This window comes from Burkholderia sp. AU28863 (assembly GCF_002223195.1).
In the GTDB taxonomy this organism is placed as follows: Bacteria; Pseudomonadota; Gammaproteobacteria; order Burkholderiales; family Burkholderiaceae; genus Burkholderia; species Burkholderia sola.
In genome coordinates this window covers 559,229-581,160 of record NZ_NKFE01000005.1, presented here as the reverse complement: position 1 = coordinate 581,160, position 21,932 = coordinate 559,229, and the positions used below count along the sequence as shown (strand labels likewise).

Annotated in this window: 14 protein-coding genes; 10 read left to right on the top strand and 4 right to left on the bottom strand. The window is 68.3% G+C overall.

Translation table 11 applies throughout. The annotated features are described in order from the left end of the window. Nucleotides 1-162: 162 nt before the first annotated feature. The 3 genes from gndA to CFB81_RS19095 form a co-directional block, all read right to left on the bottom strand. Nucleotides 163-1,575, bottom strand: coding sequence for an NADP-dependent phosphogluconate dehydrogenase (gene gndA / locus CFB81_RS19105; protein ID WP_006479382.1), 1,413 nt, complete (start codon nt 1,573-1,575; stop codon nt 163-165). Nucleotides 1,576-1,672: 97 nt separating this feature from the next. Further along, nucleotides 1,673-2,314 (bottom strand): DUF938 domain-containing protein, encoded by a 642-nt coding sequence (locus CFB81_RS19100; protein WP_089436178.1) that lies wholly within the window; start codon nt 2,312-2,314, stop codon nt 1,673-1,675. Then, the gene (locus CFB81_RS19095; RefSeq protein WP_069618489.1) at nt 2,311-3,219 is read right to left on the bottom strand and encodes an NAD-dependent protein deacetylase; all 909 of its coding nucleotides are present in this window, start codon (nt 3,217-3,219) and stop codon (nt 2,311-2,313) included. The genes CFB81_RS19100 and CFB81_RS19095 overlap by 4 nt, the downstream gene beginning before the upstream one ends. A gap of 1,200 nt (nt 3,220-4,419) precedes the next feature. Between CFB81_RS19095 and CFB81_RS19085 the strand changes: the two genes are divergently transcribed. Both CFB81_RS19085 and CFB81_RS19080 read left to right on the top strand, forming a co-directional pair. Beyond that, nucleotides 4,420-5,379: an LLM class oxidoreductase gene (locus CFB81_RS19085; RefSeq protein ID WP_089436177.1), complete on the top strand. Its 960-nt coding sequence runs from the start codon at nt 4,420-4,422 to the stop codon at nt 5,377-5,379. Between the two features lie 298 nt (nt 5,380-5,677). Continuing rightward, a complete protein-coding gene (locus CFB81_RS19080; RefSeq protein WP_089436176.1) occupies nt 5,678-8,119 on the top strand; it encodes a mechanosensitive ion channel family protein in 2,442 nt (813 codons plus the stop codon). A gap of 33 nt (nt 8,120-8,152) precedes the next feature. Here the strand turns inward: CFB81_RS19080 and CFB81_RS19075 are convergent, their stop codons facing one another. Then, complete coding sequence (locus tag CFB81_RS19075) at nt 8,153-8,989, bottom strand: CerR family C-terminal domain-containing protein (protein ID WP_069618492.1); 837 nt, start codon at nt 8,987-8,989, stop codon at nt 8,153-8,155. A 91-nt stretch (nt 8,990-9,080) separates the two neighbouring features. Here CFB81_RS19075 and CFB81_RS19070 point away from each other — a divergent pair, with 91 nt between their 5' ends. From CFB81_RS19070 to CFB81_RS19030, 8 genes are all read left to right on the top strand, one after another. Continuing rightward, nucleotides 9,081-10,199: an HlyD family secretion protein gene (locus CFB81_RS19070; RefSeq protein ID WP_089436175.1), complete on the top strand. Its 1,119-nt coding sequence runs from the start codon at nt 9,081-9,083 to the stop codon at nt 10,197-10,199. Next, nucleotides 10,192-11,781 carry an MDR family MFS transporter gene (locus CFB81_RS19065; protein ID WP_089436174.1) on the top strand — a complete coding sequence of 530 codons (1,590 nt, stop codon included), beginning with the start codon at nt 10,192-10,194 and terminating at the stop codon, nt 11,779-11,781. Before CFB81_RS19070 ends, CFB81_RS19065 begins: the two co-directional genes overlap by 8 nt. A gap of 13 nt (nt 11,782-11,794) precedes the next feature. After that, nucleotides 11,795-13,282, top strand: coding sequence for an efflux transporter outer membrane subunit (locus CFB81_RS19060; RefSeq protein ID WP_089436173.1), 1,488 nt, complete (start codon nt 11,795-11,797; stop codon nt 13,280-13,282). A gap of 234 nt (nt 13,283-13,516) precedes the next feature. Continuing rightward, a complete protein-coding gene (locus tag CFB81_RS19055) occupies nt 13,517-15,052 on the top strand; it encodes a catalase (RefSeq protein WP_089436172.1) in 1,536 nt (511 codons plus the stop codon). Between the two features lie 78 nt (nt 15,053-15,130). Then, the gene (locus tag CFB81_RS19050) at nt 15,131-15,742 is read left to right on the top strand and encodes an ankyrin repeat domain-containing protein (RefSeq protein ID WP_069618497.1); all 612 of its coding nucleotides are present in this window, start codon (nt 15,131-15,133) and stop codon (nt 15,740-15,742) included. Between the two features lie 387 nt (nt 15,743-16,129). Then, a complete protein-coding gene (locus tag CFB81_RS19040) occupies nt 16,130-17,290 on the top strand; it encodes an efflux RND transporter periplasmic adaptor subunit (protein ID WP_089436170.1) in 1,161 nt (386 codons plus the stop codon). A 20-nt stretch (nt 17,291-17,310) separates the two neighbouring features. After that, on the top strand, nt 17,311-20,454 hold the full coding sequence (locus CFB81_RS19035) for a multidrug efflux RND transporter permease subunit (protein ID WP_089436169.1): 3,144 nt from the start codon (nt 17,311-17,313) through the stop codon (nt 20,452-20,454). 4 nt (nt 20,455-20,458) lie between these two features. Next, nucleotides 20,459-21,889 carry an efflux transporter outer membrane subunit gene (locus CFB81_RS19030; protein ID WP_089436168.1) on the top strand — a complete coding sequence of 477 codons (1,431 nt, stop codon included), beginning with the start codon at nt 20,459-20,461 and terminating at the stop codon, nt 21,887-21,889. Nucleotides 21,890-21,932 lie beyond the last annotated feature (43 nt).

Below are 21,932 nucleotides of genomic sequence, written 5' to 3'. Positions count from 1 at the left end.
ATGTCTGCAGCGATGGAACAGAGTTTAGTCCCGGCAGCACCTAGGGAAAACCATGAAAGAACGAAAACACTGTTTCCCCGGAGCCAACAATGCTGGCATCCGGGATAGAAAAACCCTATTCAGAGAATAGATTTTCGCAACAATGCTGTCCTCGCCAGCCGGTCAGGACCAGTTCGCGTGGAAACTGCCCGGCTTGTCGGTGCGCTCGAACGTATGCGCGCCGAAGAAGTCGCGCTGCGCCTGCACAAGATTCGCCGGCAGCCGCTCGGAACGATAGCTGTCGAAGTACGCGACCGCCGATGCGAACGCCGGAACCGGCACGCCGGCCTTCACCGCGGCCACCACGACGTCGCGCAGCGCGGTCTGGTAGTTCGCGGCGATGTCCTTGAAGTACGGGTCGAGCAGCAGGTTCGCGAGCGCCGGATCCTTCGCGTATGCGTCGGTGATCTTCTGCAGGAAGCGCGCGCGGATGATGCAGCCCGCGCGGAAGATCTTCGCGATCGTCCCGAGATCGAGGTTCCAGCCGTATTCTTCCGACGCCGTGCGCAGTTGCGCGAAGCCCTGCGCGTACGAGATCACCTTGCTCAGGTACAGCGCGCGGCGCACCGCTTCGACGAACGCGGCGCGATCGCCGTCGAACGGCGCGGCGGCCGGGCCCGACAGGATCTTGCTCGCCGCGACGCGCTCGGTCTTCAGCGACGACAGCACGCGCGCGAACACCGACTCCGTGATGAGCGGCAGCGGCACGCCGAGATCCAGCGCGTTCTGGCTCGTCCATTTGCCGGTGCCCTTCTGCGCGGCGCGATCGAGGATCACGTCGACGAGGTGCTTGCCGGTCTCTTCGTCCTTCTTGCCGAAGATCTTCGACGTGATCTCGATCAGGTAGCTGTCGAGCTCGCCCTGGTTCCATTCGGTGTACACCGCGCCGAGTTCGTCGTTGGTCAGGCCCGCGACGTCCTTCAGCACCGAGTAGCTTTCGGCGATCAGCTGCATGTCGCCGTATTCGATGCCGTTGTGGACCATCTTCACGTAGTGGCCCGCTCCGTCCGGACCCATGTACGCGACGCACGGCTCGCCGTCCGACGGCGCCTTCGCGGCGATCTGCTTGAGGATCGGCTCGACGAGATCGTACGCGTCGCGCTGGCCGCCCGGCATGATCGACGGGCCGCGCAGCGCGCCCTCTTCGCCGCCCGACACGCCGGTGCCGATGAAATGCAGGCCCGACTGCGCGAGTTCCTGGTTGCGGCGGATCGTGTCGGTAAAGTGCGTATTGCCGCCGTCGATCAGCACGTCGCCCTTTTCGAGCAGCGGCTTCAGCGATGCGATCGTCGCATCGGTGGCTTCCCCGGCCTTCACCATCATCAGGATCCGGCGCGGCGTTTCGAGCGACGCGACGAATTCCTCGAGCGTATAGGTCGGCACCAGATTGCGGCCGGGGAATTCGGCGATCAGTTCGTCGGTTTTCTCGCGACTGCGGTTGAACACCGACACCGCGTAACCGCGGCTCTCGATATTGAGTGCGAGATTGCGGCCCATCACCGCGAGCCCGATCACACCGATTGCTTGTTTGCCCATTAGTCAATTCTCCGGAAAAAACGGGGCGCGACCCGAGCCGGACCGCGCGCACAGGCGAAAGGATAGTGGAAACCCGGCGGCGCTGCCCGCTCGCGTGTCATTGCTCCGCGTGCGGCAGGCGCCGGAACGCGACGCTCAGGTTGTTCGCCGGCATCTCGACGACCTCGATGCAGTCGAGCCCGCAATCGAGCCCGAGCGCGACGACGGTCTCGAGATCGCGCACGCCCCACGACGGGTCGCGGCTGCGCAACTGCCGGTCGAAGGCTTCGTTCGACGGCGCCGTATGCCGGCCTTCGCGACGGTACGGGCCGTACAGGAACAGCACGCCGCCCGGCCGCAGCACGCGCGACGCGCCTGCGAACAGCGCTTCCGTACAGGCCCACGGCGAGATGTGGATCATGTTGATGCAGACGATCGCGTCGAGCGCCGCGACCGGCCACGGCGTGTCGCGCACGTCGAACGCCAGCGGCCCCGCGACGTTCGCGAGGCCCGCATGCGCGACCCACGCGGCGATCGAACGCCGCGCCTGCGCGTCGGGATCGCTCGGCTGCCAGTGCAGGCCCGGCAACGCCTGCGCGAAGTGAACGACGTGCTGCCCGGTGCCGCTCGCGATTTCGAGCACGCTGCCGGTCGCCGGCAGCACGCGGCGGAGCACGTCGAGGATCGGCCCGCGATTACGTTCGGCCGCCGGCGCCGACAGCCGCGCGGACGGATCGTGAGAAGAAGCGTCGCCGGTCACGATGCACGCTCCGCCGTGTCGCTGTCGATGTTGCTTCCGAGCCCCAGCCGCGTCACGAGTGCGTCGAGCGCGGATGCACAGCGCGCCTCGACCTTCAGCGTCAGCATCGGGTCGGCGCGCGTATGGCCGAGATTGAGTGCGGCAATCGGCTTGTGCTGCGCCTGCGCCCACACGCAGAAGCGGTAGCCGGAATACACCATCAGCGACGAGCCGACGACGAGCAGCGCGTCGGCCGCTTCAAGCGCCTGCGACGCCAGCGCCACGCGCTCGCGCGGCACGTTTTCACCGAAGAACACCACCGCCGGCTTCAGCAGGCCGCCGCACGCGGGGCACGCCGGGATGCGGAACGTATCGAGCGCGGCCCATTCGAGATGCGCGTCGCCGTCCGCGGCCGGCTCGGCCTGCGCGCCCAGCAGTTCGGGATTGTCGGCTTCGAGCACGGTCTGGATCGTCGCCCGCGCATGATGCGCGCCGCAGTCGAGGCAGGTCACGCCGTTGATGCCGCCGTGCAGTTCGATCACGTCGTCGCTGCCCGCGCGCTGATGCAGGCCGTCGACGTTCTGCGTGACGAGACGCTCGATCCGGCCCGCGCCGCCGAGCCGCGCCAGCGCGACATGCGACCCGTTCGGCCGCGCGCGGCCAACCACGGGCCAGCCGATCATGCTGCGTGCCCAGTAGCGGCGCCGCGCGGCATCGGAGCCGAGGAATTCGTTGAGCTGGATCGGCGGCGAGCGCATCCATTGGCCGTTGCGGTCGCGGTAGCCGGGAATGCCGGAATCGGTGCTGATGCCCGCGCCGGTCAGCACGAGCAGGCGCGGATGACGCTCGACGAACGTCTGCAGCGCATCGAGCGCGGCCGGATCGACGTCGGCGAGGGAGGGGTCGGGCAAGGCTTTGTCGTTCATGTTGGCAACGTGATCGGGCGCGCCGGCAGGCCGTGCGCCCGCACGGGCGGCCACGCGCGCCAGCACATGATACAGAACGCCGTGCGATCGGGCGGGCTGCCGCCGCGGCACGCAACAGGACGCAAAAAGACGCCCATCGCCGCTCGGCGACGGGCGCTCCAACAATTGATCCATCGGGGTAGTGGATCAACTGACAGCACAATGTTGCGACGCCCGTCGTACCGCGATCGACGGACGCTCCCCCGGACTTCACGTGTTCCGCACTGCCGCGCACATCGGCGCGTCATCGGCTTTCCAGACCCGGTCCTGTTCGTCGCGCTCGTCACGCCGCCGTCATGCGCGGCGTGCAAGCGCATTCGCCGCGCGACGGTGTGCGTTGCGCCATGGCATGACGATTCGGGATCCGGGCCGCGGCCATCCGCCCGCGTTCGCGGTTCATCCCGGACGGCCGACCGGCGTTGGTCGGACGCGTGCGTCACGCTTGCACGCCGTCGTTCAGAACGAACCCGATTGTTCAGATGGGACGGAAAGCCGCTCGCTCACGTCGCCGCGATCAACGGCGAAGCGAATACCCTGGCAGGTCGGCGATTCATGCTTGCAACACGGCATGTTGCGTTTCGGTCTTTTTTCATTCTCTTGTCCCCGTCTTCGATACATCCGACCCACTGAAGCGATTGCCGGGCTGACTGCACCTGCGATCGCGCTCACGGCCCATACAACCATGCAAGGAGCGCACCATGCTTCATGCCGCAAGGCCGCGCGGGCATATCCGGGGCCGCGGGCAGGCATCGCGCCCCGTCAGAAAGCGCGAATGTTTCGAAACTGAAACGCACCGCCGGCGTCGCCGGTATCGTCCGGTCGCGGCCTTGCCGCGCGGGCAGCCGCCTTGCAATCCCCCCACGATTGGCGTCGCACGCGCACGGACTTGCCCTTTCCCGCGGCGCGCCACCGCCCGACCGGTACCCGCACTCGCCGCATGTCCGACACGAGGCACGGGCTGGATATCGACTACCGCACGCTGTTCCACGGCACCGATCGCGACAACCGCGCGTCGCAATGCGCGGCGTTCCGCCCTGGGGCGCGCGTTGCGGAGCGGATAGCGCGGAGTTTGCGCCGTCCCGCTCGCGCATCGAACAAACACGCTAGCATTCGGACACGGAGCGCCGCACGCTTGCGCTGCCTCGCCGCCAAGGATCCACCATGACCCCACCCGCTTCCGCCCATCCCGACGTCGCGCATCGCGTCTTCTCGGCCGGGCGGCTGTCGATCGGCCTCACGCTTCCGCTGCTTCGCGGCGGCCACGTCGTCGCGGACTTCAACGAGCAGCTCGAACTCGCCGCGCTGGCCGATTCGCTCGGCTTTCGCGCGCTGTGGATTCGCGACGTGCCGCTGAACAGCGCCGATTATCCGGACCCGGTCGGCCACCTCGACCCGTGGGTACTGCTCGGCGCACTCGCGTCGCGCACCCGCCGGATCGCGCTCGCCAGCGGCGCGATCGTGCTGCCGCTGCGTCATCCGCTGCATATCGCGAAAGGCGCGCTGTCGGTCGCGACGCTGTCGGGCGGGCGCTTCATCCTCGGGCTCGGCTCCGGCGACCGGCCGCCCGAATATGCGGCGTTCGGCGTCGACGCGGAAACGCGGCGCGACCGCTATCGCGCGCACTGGGACGTCGTCGCGGCCGCGCTCGGCGTGCCGTCGCGCGTGCTGCCCGACCAGACGCCACCCGATGCGCCCGCATTCACGCTGCTGCCGCGCGACGGCGACGCGGTGCCGATGCTGGCGGTCGGCTCGGGCGGACAGAGCGTCGACTGGATCGCCCGTCATTCGATCGGCTGGATGACGTATCACCGCGATCCGGATACGCAGCGCGCCCGCTATTCGATGTGGCGCGCGGCGGTCGACCGGCTCGCATCGCCGGCATTTCGCGCGTTCGGCGTAGCGATGCGGCTCGATCTCGCCGCGCATCCGGATACGCCCGCCACCGCGCTGCCGCTCGGTTATGCAACCGGGCGCCGCGCGTTGGTCGACATTCTGCAGGACATGCAGGCGGCCGGGACGCACCATGTCACGCTGAACCCGGGATCGGACCGGCCGGTGCGCGACGTCATCGAGGAAATCGCCGAACATGTGTTGCCGGTCTTTCACGACGAGCAAGCGTGATTCGTCAGGAATCCCGATCCATACGATGCGATTCAAGCACTGATCGGGGCCGGACGAACACTCACGCAGCGGCGCATCGCTGACCGGAACCGGCAAACGCGTGTTACAGACGCCTTACGACCGGACAAACAGGACGTTCCCGCGATGTCGGACGGCCGACGACCTGTATCCGGCGCCTTCATGCCCGATTCAAATCGTCGGCGACGGAACTATTCGGTTTCGATCGCGATCATGTTAACTTCCGTCCATCGTTCAGCCTGGCGGGCCGCGTGACGAGACGCACCCGCATGCCCACTCCATGCGACATATCCTCCTCGGCTGGCTGCTCGCCGCCGTCGTCTCGGCCGCCCACGCGGCCGCTCCCGCACCGGCCGCCGCGTCGGCCGCCTCCGGCGCCGCGCCCGCGCTGACGCCACAAGAGGCGCGGCAGGCACTGAATGTGCTCGAAAACCCGCGCGAGCGTGCGCAGGTCGAAACGACGCTGCGCGCGATCGCGGCCGTCGGCGCGTTGAGCGCGCCCGCCGTGCCGGCAAGCGCAGCGCCCGCGGCCAGCGGCGCATCGGCTGCCGCGGCGCCGGCCGCGCTCACGTCGAACGGGCTTGCATCGATGCTCGTCCGCCAGGGATCGCGCTGGGCCGCGCAGATCGGCCACGCGCTGCAGGAATCGCTGCGCTCGCTGCTCGATATCGGTTCGGTGGGAAGCTGGTGGCACGACACGCTCGTGCGCGCCGACGAGCGTGCGAATCTGACTCGCACGCTCGGCATCCTCTTCGCGGTGCTGCTGCCTGCGCTCGTCGTCGAATGGCTCGCGAAGCGGCTGCTGCGACGCGCACTGGCCGCGGTGGCCGCGCGCCGCGCCGTGCCCGACTCCGCCGCATCGGACGGGGACCACGCGCCGCCGCCCGATGCTTCCCCTCCGCCCGACGCCGCAGCCGCGGACACGGCCCCGTCGCCCTCGCAAAGCCAAGGCCACGCACGCCGGCACACCACGCTGCTGCACCGGATGCCGCGCGCACTCGTCAGTCTCGCGCTGCGCGCGGTGCCGCTGCTCGTGTTCGTCGGCGTTGCGAGCCTGACGATGTCGTTGCTCGTCGAAGCCGACACGCCGATCGAGTCCGCGCTCGAAGCGTTGATCGACACCTACGTGATCTGCCGGCTCGTCACGATCGTCAGCCGGCTGTTCTTCCAGCCCGACGCGCGGCAGCTGCGGCTGCTGCATATCAGCGACGCATGGGCCGCGTTCGCGCAACGCTCGATCGCGCGGATCGTGATCGTGGTCGGCGCATGCACGGCGGCCGTCGAGATCGCCGCGAACTTCGGCCTGACCGAAGCCGGCCATGTCGCGCTGCTGAAGGCCGTCGCGCTCGTCGGGCACGTGATGATCTCGGTGTTGATCCTGCAGTGCCGCCGACCGGTCGCGGCACGCATCCGTGCCGCCGGCGCGGATCGTCCGACCTTCACCGTCGTCGGCAACGCGCTCGCGGACGCGTGGGCGCCCGTGTCGGTCTTCATCGTGATGGCGCTGTGGTTCGTGTGGGCGCTCGACGTCCACAACGGCTACCGCGTGCTGATCGCGCTCGGCGGCCGCTCGATCGCCGTGATGATCGCGATGCGGATGGTGTCGATCGTCGTGTTCGGCGCGCTCGCGCGGCTGTTCCAGCGCCGCGAGGACGACCGCACGCTCGTTCATCTGCACGCGTACCGCTACTACCCGCTGCTGCGCCAGATCGTGTCTGGCGCGATCGGCGTCGTGACCGTCGTGCTGCTGCTGCAGATCTGGGGCGTGCCGATCTTCCGCGCATTCGGGACGGGCACGATCGGCCATCGGCTCGCGTCCGCGCTGGTGACGATCGCGATCGCGGCGATCGTCGCGCTCGTCGTGTGGGAAGCAGCCAACATCGCGATCGAGCGCCGGCTGCAACGCTGGACGCGCGAAGGCAACCTGGTGCGCGCCGCGCGGCTGCGCACGCTGCTGCCGATGCTGCGCTCGCTGCTGTTCGTGATGATCGCGCTCGTCGTCGTGCTGACGGGCCTCAGCGAACTCGGCGTGAACGTCGGCCCGCTGCTGGCCGGCGCCAGCATCTTCGGCGTCGCGCTCGGTTTCGGCTCGCAGAAGCTCGTGCAGGACTTCATCACCGGGATCTTCCTGCTGATGGAAAACGCGATGCAGGTCGGCGACTGGGTCACGCTCGCCGGCGTGTCGGGGACGGTCGAATACCTGTCGATCCGCACCGTTCGGCTGCGAGCGGGCGACGGGTCGCTGTACACGATCCCGTTCAGCTCGGTGACGACCGTCAACAACACGAATCGCGGGCTCGGCAATGCGGCCGTCAAGGTCAGCATCGCGTATGGCGAGGACATCGAGCGCGCGATCGCGACGCTGAAGGAAATCGGCGCCGCGTTGCGCGACGATCCGAAGTACCACGACGGCATCCTGTCGGACTTCAGCTACTGGGGCATCGATCAGGTCGACGGCGCGGCGCTCGCACTGGCCGGACAGATCCAGTGCACGGATTCGGCGCGCTGGAGCGTGCAGCGGGAATTCAACCGGCGGATCGCGGAGACGTTCCGCGAACGCGGGATCCGGATCGCCAATCCGCAGCGCAGCGTCGTCGCCTATGCGGACGGATCGCGGCCGGTCGACAACGATGAAGACGGCCCGCGCCCCGACCCGCGGAATACCGCCGAGATGGCAGCCCGGCCGCCGTCGCCCGACGCAGCGGAGCGCAAGCCGGGTTGATCGCGATCGCCCGGGGCCGGTGACCGGCGGCGCTCAACGCGCGGCGGGCTTCTTCACGCGCGCCGTGCTTTTCGCGGCGGGCGGTGCGGCCCCCGGCTTCGCCGCACGTCGTTTCGTCGCGGCACCTTGCCCGCGCTTCGCAGCGGTTTCCGGACCGGCGGCACCCGCATCGCGCTGCGCATGCCATTGTTCGAGCAGCACGCGCGTCTGGTCCGCAATCGTATCGGTCACCAGCGCCGCGCGTTCGCCCTCGAACGCGTCCCATTCGAGCAACTGCAGCGCCGAACGCTGCGCGATGTGGAACACCGTGATCTGCCCGAACAGGCTCAGCGCGCGCAACCGCGTGACGGGGTCGTCGGCCGGCCGCCCGGAAATGCGGCCAATCAACTCGGCGCTCACGTCGTTCAGCGGCTTGCGCATGCGCTTCATCAGGATTTCGCTCGCGCTCGCCGGTTCCTGGCCGCCCTGCTCGCGCGCGAAGAACATCCGCTGGTTCATCGTCTTCGGCGCAGTGAACATCCGGTCCGACAGCGCCCGCAGCAGCCCGATGAACGCATCGATCAGCGCATCCACGCTCGCATGGGCGTCAAGCATCGCCCGCGCATGGCCGACCGCCGGCGCGAACACCTGCCAGCCGTGCTCGGCGATCGTCTCGACGCACGCGCGGTACACGCCTTCCTTGTTCTCGAAGTAGTACTGGAGCGCCGGCGCGTTCACGCCCGCCATCGCGGCGATCTCGCGCGTCGACGCGCCCGCGAACCCGCGTTCGCCGAACAGTTCGATCGCCGCCTCGATGATCCGCTGGCGCGTTTCGTCGCCGCGCGCGTAGCCGCCCGCCGACGTGCGGCGCAGCTTCTTCGCTTCGTTCATGGCTTCCTCGTCATTCGCTCGGTCGACATTCTACTTGACACAATTTTATCAACTGGAATAATTCTTCCACTTGGAATAAATTGGATCCCGCATGTCGACGCCACAAGACCCGCCACAGAAAGCAGATCGTCAGGAAAACGGAACAATGCCGCGCAACGGCGGAACGAGGCGGCGCATCCTGCTCGCGGTCGCCGTGCTCGCGGCCGTCGGCGGCGCGGTGTGGCTCGGCCGCTGGTGGACGGTCGGCCGCTTCATCGAAAGCACCAACGATGCGTATCTGCAGGCGGACAGCATGACCGCCGCGCCGAAGGTCGCCGGCTACGTGACCGACGTCTACGTGCGCGACAACCAGCCCGTCAAGGCCGGCGATCCGCTCGTTCGGCTCGATGTCCGCCAGTACCAGGTGGCGCTCGCGCAAGCGCAGGCGACCGTCGACGCCCGTCGCGCCGATATCGCGCGCGCCGAAGCCGACATCAGCCAGCAGCGCGCGAATCTCGAACAAGCCGACGCGCAGGCGAAGGTATCGCGCATCAACGCCCAGCACGCGAGCGACGAGTACGCGCGCTATGCGCCGCTCGCGGCGACCGGCGCCGAAACGCACGAACGCGTGGCCGACCTGAAGAGCACGCGCGACCAGGCGGCGGCGACGCTCGCCGCGAACAACGCGTCGATCGCCGCCGCCCGCACGCAGATCGCGTCGTTCACCGCGCAACTCCAGCAGGCGCGCGCGCAGCTCGAGGCCGCGCAGGCCAGCGCCGCGCAGGCGCAGCTCGACCTCGACAACACGATCGTGCGCAGCACGCTCGCGGGCCGCGTCGGCGATCGCACGGTGCGCGTCGGGCAATACGTGCAGCCCGGCACGCGCCTGCTGACCGTCGTGCCGGTCGATTCGATCTATCTCGTCGCGAATTTCAAGGAAACGCAGATCGGCAACATGCGCATCGGCCAACCCGTCGAGCTGCATGTCGACGCGCTGCCGGACGGCCCGCTGTCCGGCGTCGTCGACAGCTTCGCGCCCGGCACCGGCGCGCAGTTCGCGCTGCTGCCGCCCGAGAACGCGACCGGCAACTTCACGAAGATCGTCCAGCGCGTGCCGGTGCGCATTCGCCTGGCCGCGAACGCCCGCGCGCAACGCATGCTGTTGCCCGGGCTGTCGGTGACGGTCGACGTCGATACGCGCTCGGCGCGCGACGAGCAGCATCATGGCTGATACGCCCGCCACGATCCCCATGCCACCGCACGAAGGCCGCGCGAGCGTGACTGACTGGATCGCGGTCGCGGCCGGCGCGCTCGGCGCACTGATGGCGACGCTCGACATCTCGATCACGAATTCCGCGCTGCCGCAGATCCAGGGCGAAATCGGCGCGACCGGCACCGAAGGCACGTGGATCTCGACCGGCTACCTGATGTCGGAAATCGTGATGATCCCGCTTGCGGCCTGGCTCACACGCGTGTTCGGGCTACGCAATTTCCTGCTGACGAACTCCGCGCTGTTCATCGCGTTCTCGATGATGTGCGGCTGGTCGCATTCGCTGCCGATGATGATCGCCGGCCGGATCGGCCAGGGCTTCACCGGCGGCGCGCTGATCCCGACCGCGCAGACGATCATCCGCACGCGCCTGCCGCTGTCGCAGTTGCCGGTCGGGATGACGCTGTTCGGCCTGATCGTGCTGCTCGGGCCGCTGTTCGGCCCGGTGCTCGGCGGCTGGCTCGCGGAAAACGTGAACTGGAGCTGGTGCTTCTTCCTGAACCTGCCCGTGTGCCTGCTGCTGATGGCGCTGCTCGTGTTCGGCCTGCCGTCGGACCGCCCGCAATGGAGTGCGTTCTTCAACGCGGACTGGCTCGGCATCCTCGGCCTCGCGATCGGCCTGAGCTCGCTGACCGTCGTGCTCGAGGAGGGCCAGCGCGAACGCTGGTTCGAATCGCAGATGATCGTCACGCTGAGCGTCGTGTCGTTCATCGGGATGGTCCTGATCGCGCTGTCGCAGCGCTTCGCCAAGCGGCCGATCATGCGGCTGTCGCTGATGCGCAACCCGCGCTACGCGAGCGTGATCGTGATCGTGTCCGCGGTCGGCGCCGGGCTGTACGGCGTGTCCTACCTGCTGCCGCAGTTCCTCGCGATCGTCGCCGGCTACAACGCGGAACAGGCCGGCGCGATCATGCTGCTGTCGGGGCTGCCGGCCTTTCTCGTGATGCCGATCCTGCCGCGCCTGCTCGGCAAGGTCGATTTCCGCATCCTCGTGATCACGGGGCTGCTGCTGTTCTGCCTGAGTTGCATGCTCGACATCAGCCTGACCGCGCAGAGCGTGGGTCACGATTTCGTGTGGTCGCAACTGATTCGCGGCCTCGCGCAGATGCTCGCGATGATGCCGCTCAACCAGGCGTCGATGGCGGCCGTCGCGCGCGAAGACTCGGGCGATGCGGCCGGGCTCTACAACATGGCGCGCAATCTCGGCGGCTCGATCGGGCTTGCGATCATCGGCACCGTGATCGACCGGCGCACGACCTTCCATACGGCCGCGCTGCGCGAATCGGTGACCGCGAACTCGCTGATCGGCCAGGATCGACTGTCGGCCTATGCGGCCAACTGGTTCGCGCACACCGGCGATCTCGCGTATTCGAACATGCGCGCGCTCGGCCAGCTCGCGCGGCAGATCCAGATCCAGGCCGTCGTCATGACCTACTCCGAAACCTTCTATCTGCTCGGCCTCGCGCTGCTCGCCTGCGTGCCGCTCGCGCTGCTGCTGAGAACGCCGCCGCGCGGCCCGCAACCGATGTCGTCCGGCCATTGACCCGTCATACGCGATGAAATCCTTCCCCCTGCCCCGCCGCCCCGCGCTCACGCTGTGCGCGGCCGCGTGCCTGCTCGCCGGCTGCACGGTCGGCCCCGACTATCGCGGCGCGCCCGCCGCGCCGGATGCGCCGACCTTCGTGCGTGCGCCGGCCACCGGCGTCGACACCGCCGCGCCGGCGCCGAGCGCCTGGTGGCACGCGTTGAACGATCGCCAGCTCGACGCGCTGATCGTTGCCGCGCTTGTATACAACCCCGATCTGCACGCCGCGCAGGCGCGCTTGCGCGCGGCACGCGCGCAGCTCTCGCAACAGCGCGCCGCGCAGATGCCGAAATCGTCGGCCACCGCCGCGGCCATCCGCATGCGCGAACCGGACGTCGGCGCGCTCGGCTCGCTGCTGCCGTCGAACGGCTCGGGCCAGTCGGGCGGCACGTCGCCGTCGCTCGGCGGCTCGGGCCCGCTGCAACTCTATTCCGCGGGCTTCGACGCGACGTGGGAAATCGACCTGTTCGGCGGCACGCGCCGCGCGGTCGAAGCCGCTTCCGCGCAGGCCGAAGCGGTCGACGCCGATCTCGCCGATACGCAGGTGTCGATCGCGGCCGAAGTCGCGAATGCGTATGTCGACCTGCGCGACCAGCAGCAACGGCTCGCGTTGTCGCGACGCACCGCGCAATTGCAGCAGCAGATGCTCGAACTCACGCAGCAGCGCCGCGCGCGCGGCGTCGCGGCCGATGCGGACATCGAGCGGCTGACGACCCAGGTCGAAAACACGCGCGCGTCGTTGATCCCGCTCGATGCCCAGGTGACCGAATCGCTCGACCGGCTCGCGATCCTGACGGGCCGCGCGCCGGGCGCGCTCGACGCCGCGCTGTCGACCCCGGACGCGGCATTGCCGACGCTGCCCGGCAGCGTCGCGATCGGCGATCCGGCCACGCTGCTGAAACAGCGCCCCGACATCCGCGCGGCCGAACGCCGGCTTGCGTCGAGCAATGCGCAGATCGGCGAGCATGTCGCCGATTATTTCCCGAAGGTGACGTTGCTCGGCGATCTCGGCTTCAGCGCGACCGACCCCGGCCACCTGTTCCGCAAGCAGAATTTCACCTGGGTAGGCGCGCCATACCTGCAATGGAACATTCTCGATTTCGGACGCACGCGCGGCGCGGTGCGCGCAGCCGAAGCGTCGCGCGACGAAGCGGAAGCGAATTATCAGAAGGCCGTGCTCGGCGCGTTGCAGGACGCCAATACCGCACTGCAGCGTTACGGGCATCAGCGCGAGCATGTCGTCGCATTGACGAAAGTGCAGACGTCGGCCGTGCATTCGCGCACGCTGATGGACCAGCGCTATCGTGCGGGCGTCGCGTCGATGATCGACCTGCTCGATACGCAACGCGAAGCGCTGTCCGCGCAGCAGAACGTGATCGCCGGGCAAGCCGAACTGATCAAGGACTATGTGTCGGTGCAGAAGAGCCTCGGGCTCGGATGGCAGGCAAGCGCCGGTTGACGGCGCGGCCGCAAATCATGCACGACCGTTGCATCATGCTCGCCGAAACAATCCGGCAACAACTCATTGCGCGCGCAACAATACGCTTCGTTTCCTGCGCAACGAACGGGCTCGCGCCGCATCGCCCCGCGGCTATCGAAAACATATCGAATATCAATTAGCCAATCGTCTGACGATCTCTTCTAATTCAGTCGGCTTCCCCACCACCGATCGGATTCAAGGAGTTCCATCGTCATGTCCTCATCTTCCCCTCGCGTGCTGCGGCACGCAGTCGCCGCGATCTGCGTCGCGCTCTCCGCCTCTCCGTACGCCGCCGAACTCACGCGCGACACCGGCGCGCCGGTCGGCGACAACCAGAATTCGCAGACGGCCGGCCCCGCCGGCCCGGTGCTGCTGCAGGACTCCGCGCTCATCGAGAAACTGCAGCGCTTCGATCGCGAACGCATTCCGGAACGCGTCGTGCATGCGCGCGGCACCGGCGCCTTCGGCGAGTTCGTGCCGAGCGCCGACATCTCCGACCTGACGAAAGCGAAAGTCTTCACGCCGGGCACCCGCACGCCGGTGTTCGTGCGCTTCTCCACCGTGATGGGCTATCGCGGCTCGCCGGAGCAGGCGCGCGACCCGCGCGGCTTCGCGGTGAAGTTCTATACGCAGCAGGGCAACTGGGACATGGTCGGCATCAATTGGCCGGTGTTCTTCATTCGCGACGGCATCAAGTTTCCCGACTTCGTGCACGCGAACAAACCGAGCGCCGTGACCGGCGTGCAGGACCCGAACCTCGCGTTCGACTTCTTCGCGCACACGCCCGAAGCGACCCACATGCTGACGCGACTGTACACGGACGAAGGCATGCCCGATTCGTATCGCCACATGGACGGCTTCGCGGTGCATGCGTTCAAGTTCGTCAATGCGCAAGGCGACGTGCACTACGTGAAGTTCCACTGGAAGAGCCAGCAAGGCGTGCACGGCCTGCGCCCGCAAGAAATCGCCGCATCGATCGGCCGCGACTGGAACCTGATGACGAACGACCTGTACGGCGCACTGAAACAGGGCGATTTCCCGAAGTGGGACCTGTACGTGCAGGTGCTCACGCCGAAGGACCTGAACCGTTTCGACTTCGACGCGCTCGACGACACGAAGGTGTGGACCGGCGTACCTGAACGCAAGATCGGCACGATGACGCTCAACCGCGTGCCCGACAACTACTTCCAGTCGACCGAGGAATCGGCGTTCGCGCCGTCCCGGCTCGTGCCGGGGATCGAGCCGTCCGAAGACCGGATGCTGCAGGATCGCCTGTTCGCATACGCCGACACGCAGCTGTACCGGCTCGGCGCGAACTACATGGATCTGCCGATCAACCGCCCGGTCGTGCCGGTCGTCAACAACAACCAGGACGGCGCGATGAATGCCGGCAGCCGCAAGGGTGAGGTGAATTACGAGCCGTCGACGCTGAACGAACTCGCGCAGGATCCTCAGTACAAGTCGGTCCGCATGGCGCTCAGCGGCACGACGCAGCAGGAGGCGATCCGCAAGAAGCTGCCGTTCCGTCAGGCGGGCGAGTACTACCGCAGCCTGTCGCCGCAGGACAAGGACGACCTCGTCACCGCGCTCTCCGGCGACCTCGGCCAGGTGAAGAACGCGCAGAACCAGTACGCGATGCTGTCGTACTTCTACAAGGCCGACGCGGACTACGGCACGCGCCTCGCCCAGGCCGTTCACGCGAACGTCCAGCAAGTGCAGTCGCTCGCGGCGAAGCTGAACGACAACTGATATCGCGACACCGGTCGCCGCCGACGTGTGCGCTCCCGCCGCGCACGTCGGCCCGATCCTTTCATCTGGACTTCCCCCATGCGATCCGAACGCTTCACCCACGCGATTCGCGCGGCCGCGGCGGCGCTCGCGCTGACCGCACTCGCCGGCTGCGCGCACCTGCCCGACCGGCCGGCGTACGGCAAGGCCGACCCTGCCGCGCTGCGCCGCTATGACGACGACTGGTTCGACGCCGCGCGCGTCGGCCGCGTCGATATCCTTCGCGCGTTGCACGACGCCGGCTATCCGGTCGACGCGACCGACAGCCACGGCTATACGGCCGTGATCCTCGCGTCGTACGACGGCCAGCCCGCGGCGCTCGAGTACCTGTTGTCGGCCGGCGCCGATGCGTGCGTCGGCGATCGTCACGGCAACACCGCGCTGATGGGCGCGCTGTTCAGGAACGAACCCGACATCGCGCGGCGCCTGATCGACACGCGCTGCCCGATCGACCAGACGAACGGCGCCGGCGAAACCGCGCTGGGGTTCGCGACGCTGTTCAACCGCTTCGAGCTGATTCCGCTGCTCGTCGCGCATGGCGCGAATCCGAACCACGTCGACCGGCGCGGCCAGTCGCTGCTTCAGCTCGCGCTGACGCACGACAATACGTATGCCGCGGACGCACTGCGGGATGCCGGCGCAAAACAGTAGCGCGGCTACGCGTCAAATGGCGCGCCCCATTCGCTGACCCGATCCGCGTCGCCATCGCGCGATGCCGGCGCCGCGTCGCGCCCGTTGTGCGCCAAGTGGCCCCGTCATGGCCAGCCAGCGCAGACGCGCCGCCTCGTCGGGCAGTTCGCCCAGCGACCCTGCCGGCTCGATCTTCAAACACCGGCGCGGGCCCACGCGCGCATCGAGCCGAAACACCGCGCGTGACACCGCGCCGCGCCCCTTCCTCCGAGCATTCCGCTGCGGCTCCCCCTCCTTTCGCCGCCTCCATCGAATCTCCATCTTTCCGCATGAAAGCCGCCAACTAATCCAAGCAAACTCCGCTCCGTCAAAGCAGGCAGTGGGCTGCCTGCGCTTCCTGGAGTTGCTATGAACAATCAGAAACGATGCTGCCACGGCGCCGTATGCGCGCTGATGGCGGCCATGCTGGCCGGTTGCGGGCGGTCCGGGCAGCAGGCCGCCGCACCGGCCACCCCGGTCGCGGCCATGACCGTGGCCGCCACGCGCGTCGACGTGGCCGAAGACCTGCCGGGCCGCGTCGCGGCCGTGCGGGTGGCCGAGATCCGGCCGCAGGTGAGCGGCATCGTGCAGCGCCGGCTGTTCGAACAAGGCACCGAAGTGCGCGTTGGCCAGCCGCTGTTCCAGATCAATCCGGCGCCGTTCAAGGCCGAGATGGACACGGCCGCCGCGTCGCTGCAGCGGGCGCAGGCCGCACTCGAGCGCGCGAAGGTGCAGACCGCACGCTTCAAGCCGCTCGTCGAGGCCGATGCGATCAGCCGCCAGGTATACGACGACGCCGTGTCGCAGCGCGACCAGGCCGCGGCCGACGTCGCACAGGCTCGCGCGACGCTCGCGCGCCGCCAGCTGGACCTGAAGTTCGCGACCGTGGAAGCGCCGATCGCCGGCCGCATCGACCAGGCGCTCGTGACGGAAGGCGCGCTGGTATCGAGCAGCGACAGCCAGCCGATGGCGCGCATCCAGCAGATCGACCAGGTGTACGTGGACGTGCGCCAGCCGGCCGCGTCGCTCGAAGCGCTGCGCGGCGCGCTCGCGTCGCAGCCGCAAGCGTCGGACAGCAACAGCCTGCCGGTCGACGTGCTGCGCGACGACGACACGCGCTACGACGTGAAGGGCCGCATGCTGTTCTCGGGCGTCAACGTCGATCCGGGCACCGGCGACGTGTTGCTGCGCGTGCTGGTCGACAACCCGAAGCGCCAGTTGCTGCCGGGCATGTACGTGCGTGCCCGGATTCCGCGCGCGCACTACGCGAACGCGGTGATGGTGCCGCAACAGGCGATCGTGCGCGCCGGCGGCAAGCCGCAGGTGTGGGTGCTCGACGCAAAGGGCACCGCGCACCTGAAGGCCGTCGAAGTCGGCGAGCTCGCGAATCGCAGCTACCGCATCAAGTCGGGCCTGCAGGCCGGCCAGAAGATCGTCGTCGAAGGCATGGAACGCCTGACCGACGGCGCGCCAGCCGCCGCGACCGACTGGAAGTCGCCTGACGCGGCCGCCACCGCGTCCGCGCACTGAGTCACGAGGAGCCTCCAGCCATGGCTGAATTCTTTATCCGACGCCCGGTGTTTGCGTGGGTGATCGCGCTCTTCATCATCCTGACGGGGCTGATCGCGATCCCGCAACTGCCGGTCGCGCGCTATCCGTCGGTCGCGCCGCCGTCCGTCACGATCACCGCAACCTATCCCGGCGCCACGCCCCAGACGATGAACGACGGCGTGCTGAGCCTCATCGAGCGCGAACTGTCCGGCGTCAAGAACCTGCTGTACTTCGAATCGTCGGCCGACACGTCCGGCGGCGCGCAGATCACCGTCACGTTCAAGCCCGGCACCCATCCGGAGATGGCGCAGGTCGACGTGCAGAACAAGATCAAGTCGATCGAGCCGCGCCTGCCTGCCGCGGTGCGCCAGAACGGGCTGATCGTCGAATCCGCGTCGTCCGGCTTCCTGATGCTGATCGGCCTGCGCTCCGACAACGGCCGCTTCGACGAAGGCGCGCTCGCCGACTACATGGCGCGCAGCGTGTCCGAAGAGTTGCGGCGCATCGACGGCGTCGGGCGTGTGCTGCAATTCGGCTCCGAGCGCGCGATGCGCATCTGGGTCGATCCGCAGAAGCTGATCAACTTCGGCCTGTCGATGAACGACCTGACGACCGCGATCGGCCAGCAGAACGTGCAGATCGCGCCGGGCAGCCTCGGCGCGCTGCCCGCGCTGCCGGGCCAGCGCGTGACCGTGCCGCTGACCGCGCAGGGCCAGCTCACGACGCCGGAGGAATTCGCGAAGGTCGTGCTGCGCGCGAACGTGGACGGCTCGAAGGTCGTGCTCGGCGACGTCGCGCGCGTCGAACTCGGCTCGCAGAACTACATGTTCGTGAGCCGCGAGAACAGCAAGCCGGCCACCCTCGCCGGCGTGCAGCTCGCACCGGGCGCCAATGCGGTGAAGACCGCGGACGCGATCCGCACGCGCATGGCCGAACTGAGCAAGTCGATGCCGTCGGGCATGAGCTATTCGATCCCGCTCGACACGTCGCCGTTCGTGAAGATCTCGATCGAGAAGGTGCTGGCCACGCTGTTCGAGGCGATGGTGCTCGTGTTCCTCGTGATGTACCTGTTCCTGCAGAACGTGCGCTATACGCTGATCCCGGCCATCGTCGCGCCGGTCGCGATGCTCGGCACCTTTGCGGTGATGCTGCTGACCGGCTTCTCGATCAACGTGCTGACGATGTTCGGCATGGTGCTCGCGATCGGCATCATCGTCGACGATGCGATCGTCGTCGTCGAGAACGTCGAGCGTCTGATGGCCGAGGCAGGGTTGTCGCCGAAGGACGCGACGTCGAAGGCGATGAAGGAAATCACCGGCGCGATCATCGGCATCACGCTGGTGCTGACCGCGGTGTTCCTGCCGATGGCGATGGCGAGCGGCTCGGTCGGCGTGATCTACAAGCAGTTCACGCTGTCGATGGCCGTGTCGATCCTGTTCTCCGCGCTGCTGGCGCTGACGCTCACGCCGGCCCTGTGCGCGACGATGCTCAAGCCGCTCGCACCGGGCCATCACGAGAAGCGCGGCTTCTTCGGCTGGTTCAACCGCCGCTTCGATCGCCTGACGACCTGGTACGAGACGCGCGTCGGCCGCCTGGTCGGCCGCACCGGCCGCGTGATGCTCGTGTTCGTCGCGATCGCGGGCGCGCTGGTGTTCGGTTTCCGCAGCCTGCCGTCGTCATTCCTGCCGGACGAGGACCAGGGCTACTTCATCACCAGCTTTCTGCTGCCCGCGGACGCTACCGCCGAGCGCACGCATGACGTGGTCAACACGCTGGAGAAGCATCTTGCTTCGCGTCCGGCAATCCAGTCGAGCATTTCCGTGATCGGCTACGGCTTCTCGGGCCAGGGTCCGAACGCGGCGATCAACTGGTCCGTGATGAAGGACTGGAAGAACCGCGGCGGCGCGTCGACGCTCGAGGAAGGCATGCTCGCGCAGCAGGCGATGGCCGGCGTGACCGAAGGCACGGTGATGAGCCTGCTGCCGCCCGCGATCGACGAACTCGGCAACAGCTCGGGCTTCTCGATGCGCCTGGAAGACCGCGCGAACCGGGGCACGGCCGCGCTCAAGGCAGCGGAAGTCAAGCTGCTCGAACTCGCCGCGCAAAGCAAGGTCGTGACCGGCGTGTACCCGGACAGCTTGCCGGCCGGCACGAGCATTCGCCTCGAGATCGACCGCGCGAAGGCGCAGGCGCTCGGCGTGTCGTTCACGACGCTCAGCGACACGCTGTCGACCGCGATGGGCTCGACCTACGTGAACGACTTCCCGAACGCCGGCCGCATGCAGCAGGTGATCATCCAGGCCGACGCGCCGGCGCGCATGCAGATCGACAACGTGATGAAGCTGTACGTGCGCAACGCGGCTGGCGGCATGGTGCCGCTGTCCGAAGTGGTGCGCCCGGTGTGGGCCGACACGCCGCTGCAGATGGTGCGCTTCAAGGGCTATCCGTCCGCGCGGATCTCGGGCACCGCGGCCCCCGGCCAGTCGAGCGGCGCGGCGATGGCCGAGATGGAACGGCTCGCCGCGCAACTGCCGCCGGGCTTCGCGGTCGAGTGGACCGGCCAGTCGCTGCAGGAACGCCAGTCGGCGTCGCAGGCGCCGATGCTGATGGCGCTGTCGATGATCGTCGTGTTCCTGGTGCTCGCCGCGCTGTACGAAAGCTGGTCGATTCCGCTGTCGGTGATGCTGGTGGTGCCGCTCGGCCTGATCGGCGCGATCGGCGCGGTGCTGCTGCGCGGCTTGCCGAACGACGTGTTCTTCAAGGTCGGGATGATCACGGTGATCGGCCTGTCCGCGAAAAACGCGATCCTGATCGTCGAGTTCGCGAAACAGTTGCGCGAGGAAGGCAACGGGTTGATCGAGGCCGCCGTGCAGGCGTCGAAGCTGCGCCTGCGCCCGATCCTGATGACCTCGCTCGCGTTCGGCCTCGGCGTCGTACCGCTGATGATCGCGACCGGCGCCAGCGCCGAGACGCAGCACGCGATCGGCACCGGCGTGTTCGGCGGCATGGTGACCGCGACGGTCCTGGCCATTTTCTTCGTCCCTGTTTTCTTTGTGTTCGTGACGAGCATCCAGGAGCGCATCGGCGCATGGCGGGCTTCCCGCAAGCAGCCGGCCGCCCCGACTCACGGACAGGAAGGTTGATGCCATGCGATCGCTTATTCTTCCCTTCGTCCTCGCGCTGTCGGCGTGCTCGCTGGCACCGACGCTGGTCAAACCCTCGATGCCGGTGCCGACGGCCTACACCGCCGCCGCTGCCGCCGACCGCGACGCGAACGCCGCCGACCTCGGCTGGCGCACGATGTTCGGCGACCGCCGCCTGCAGCGCCTGATCGAGCTCGCGCTCGACAACAACCGCGACCTGCGCGTGGCGGCGCTGAACGTCGAGGCCGCCGAAGCGCAGTACGGCATCCAGCGCGCCGCGCGTCTGCCTGCGATCGGCGCCGGCGCGGACTTCACGCGCCAGCGTACGTCGGACGACACGCAATCGAATCCGCCGTTGTTCGGCACGACGCAGAACCAGTACGGCGTGAACGTCGGCATCAGCGCGTTCGAGATCGACCTGTTCGGCCGCGTGAAGTCGCAGTCGGATGCCGCGTTCGCGCGCTACCTCGCGACCGATCACGGCCGCCGCGCGGTGCAGATCTCGCTCGTCGGCGGCGTGGCGGACGCGTACTTCGCGGAACGCCTCGCGCACGAGCAACGCCAGTTGGCCGAGCGCACGCTCGCCGATTGGCGGCAGTCGCTCGATCTCGCGCGCCGCCTGAAGGAAGCGCATCAGGCGAGCGGCGTCGACATCGCGCAGGCCGAAGGCCAGGTCGCGAGCGCGACGGCCGATCTCGAAGCACGCACGCGCGCCGTCGAGCGGGCGCGCAACGCGCTGCGCCTGCTGGTTGGCGCCGAGCTGCCGAAGGATCTGCCCGAGCCCCTGCCGCTGCAGCAGCAACCGGTGATGACGCAACTGCCGGCCGGCCTGCCGTCCGAACTGCTGTTCCGTCGCCCGGATATCCAGCAGGCCGAACAAAATCTCGTCGCCGCGAATGCGGACATCGGCGCCGCGCGCGCCGCGTTCTTTCCCCGCCTGTCGCTGACGTCGTCGATCGGCTTCCTCAGCCCCGCGATGGGCAGCCTGTTCGACGGCGGCCAGCGCGTGTGGAGCTTCGCGCCGCAGGTCACGGTGCCGATCTTCCAGGGCGGGCGGCTGCGCGCCGAGCTGCGTCTCGCGGAAGTGCGCAAGTCCGGAGCGGTCGCCGAATACGAACGCGCAATTCAGGCCGCGTTCCGCGAAGTGGCCGACGGCATCGCCGGACGCGAAACCTTCGGCCGCCAGATCGACGCGCAGACGCGCGTGGTCGGCTCGGCCGAACGCCGCACCGACCTGTCGAACCTGCGCTATCGCGCGGGGGTCGAGGGGCGGCTGGAGTTGCTCGATTCGCAGCGGCAGCTCTATGCGGCACGGCAGGCGTTGCTCGACCTGCGCCGCAGCGAGCTCGGCAACGCCGTTGCGCTGTACAAGGCGCTCGGCGGCGGCCTGACGGACCAGGACGTCGCACCGTCGACGCGCGTGGCGCAGAACTGAACGAACGGCGCCGTTTCGTCCTCCGCGGCAGCGTGGCGGAACG

What these genes read in the sequence shown, in the direction of transcription:
- CFB81_RS19035 (WP_089436169.1), top strand. Translation starts at nt 17,311, where the DNA reads ATGGCTGAATTCTTTATCCGACGCCCGGTGTTTGCGTGGGTGATCGCG.
- CFB81_RS19075 (WP_069618492.1), bottom strand. Translation starts at nt 8,989, where the DNA reads ATGAACGAAGCGAAGAAGCTGCGCCGCACGTCGGCGGGCGGCTACGCG.
- CFB81_RS19065 (WP_089436174.1), top strand. Translation starts at nt 10,192, where the DNA reads ATGGCTGATACGCCCGCCACGATCCCCATGCCACCGCACGAAGGCCGC.
- CFB81_RS19095 (WP_069618489.1), bottom strand. Translation starts at nt 3,219, where the DNA reads ATGAACGACAAAGCCTTGCCCGACCCCTCCCTCGCCGACGTCGATCCG.
- CFB81_RS19085 (WP_089436177.1), top strand. Translation starts at nt 4,420, where the DNA reads ATGACCCCACCCGCTTCCGCCCATCCCGACGTCGCGCATCGCGTCTTC.
- CFB81_RS19050 (WP_069618497.1), top strand. Translation starts at nt 15,131, where the DNA reads ATGCGATCCGAACGCTTCACCCACGCGATTCGCGCGGCCGCGGCGGCG.
- CFB81_RS19080 (WP_089436176.1), top strand. Translation starts at nt 5,678, where the DNA reads ATGCGACATATCCTCCTCGGCTGGCTGCTCGCCGCCGTCGTCTCGGCC.
- CFB81_RS19040 (WP_089436170.1), top strand. Translation starts at nt 16,130, where the DNA reads ATGAACAATCAGAAACGATGCTGCCACGGCGCCGTATGCGCGCTGATG.
- CFB81_RS19055 (WP_089436172.1), top strand. Translation starts at nt 13,517, where the DNA reads ATGTCCTCATCTTCCCCTCGCGTGCTGCGGCACGCAGTCGCCGCGATC.
- CFB81_RS19030 (WP_089436168.1), top strand. Translation starts at nt 20,459, where the DNA reads ATGCGATCGCTTATTCTTCCCTTCGTCCTCGCGCTGTCGGCGTGCTCG.
- CFB81_RS19060 (WP_089436173.1), top strand. Translation starts at nt 11,795, where the DNA reads ATGAAATCCTTCCCCCTGCCCCGCCGCCCCGCGCTCACGCTGTGCGCG.
- gndA (WP_006479382.1), bottom strand. Translation starts at nt 1,575, where the DNA reads ATGGGCAAACAAGCAATCGGTGTGATCGGGCTCGCGGTGATGGGCCGC.
- CFB81_RS19070 (WP_089436175.1), top strand. Translation starts at nt 9,081, where the DNA reads ATGTCGACGCCACAAGACCCGCCACAGAAAGCAGATCGTCAGGAAAAC.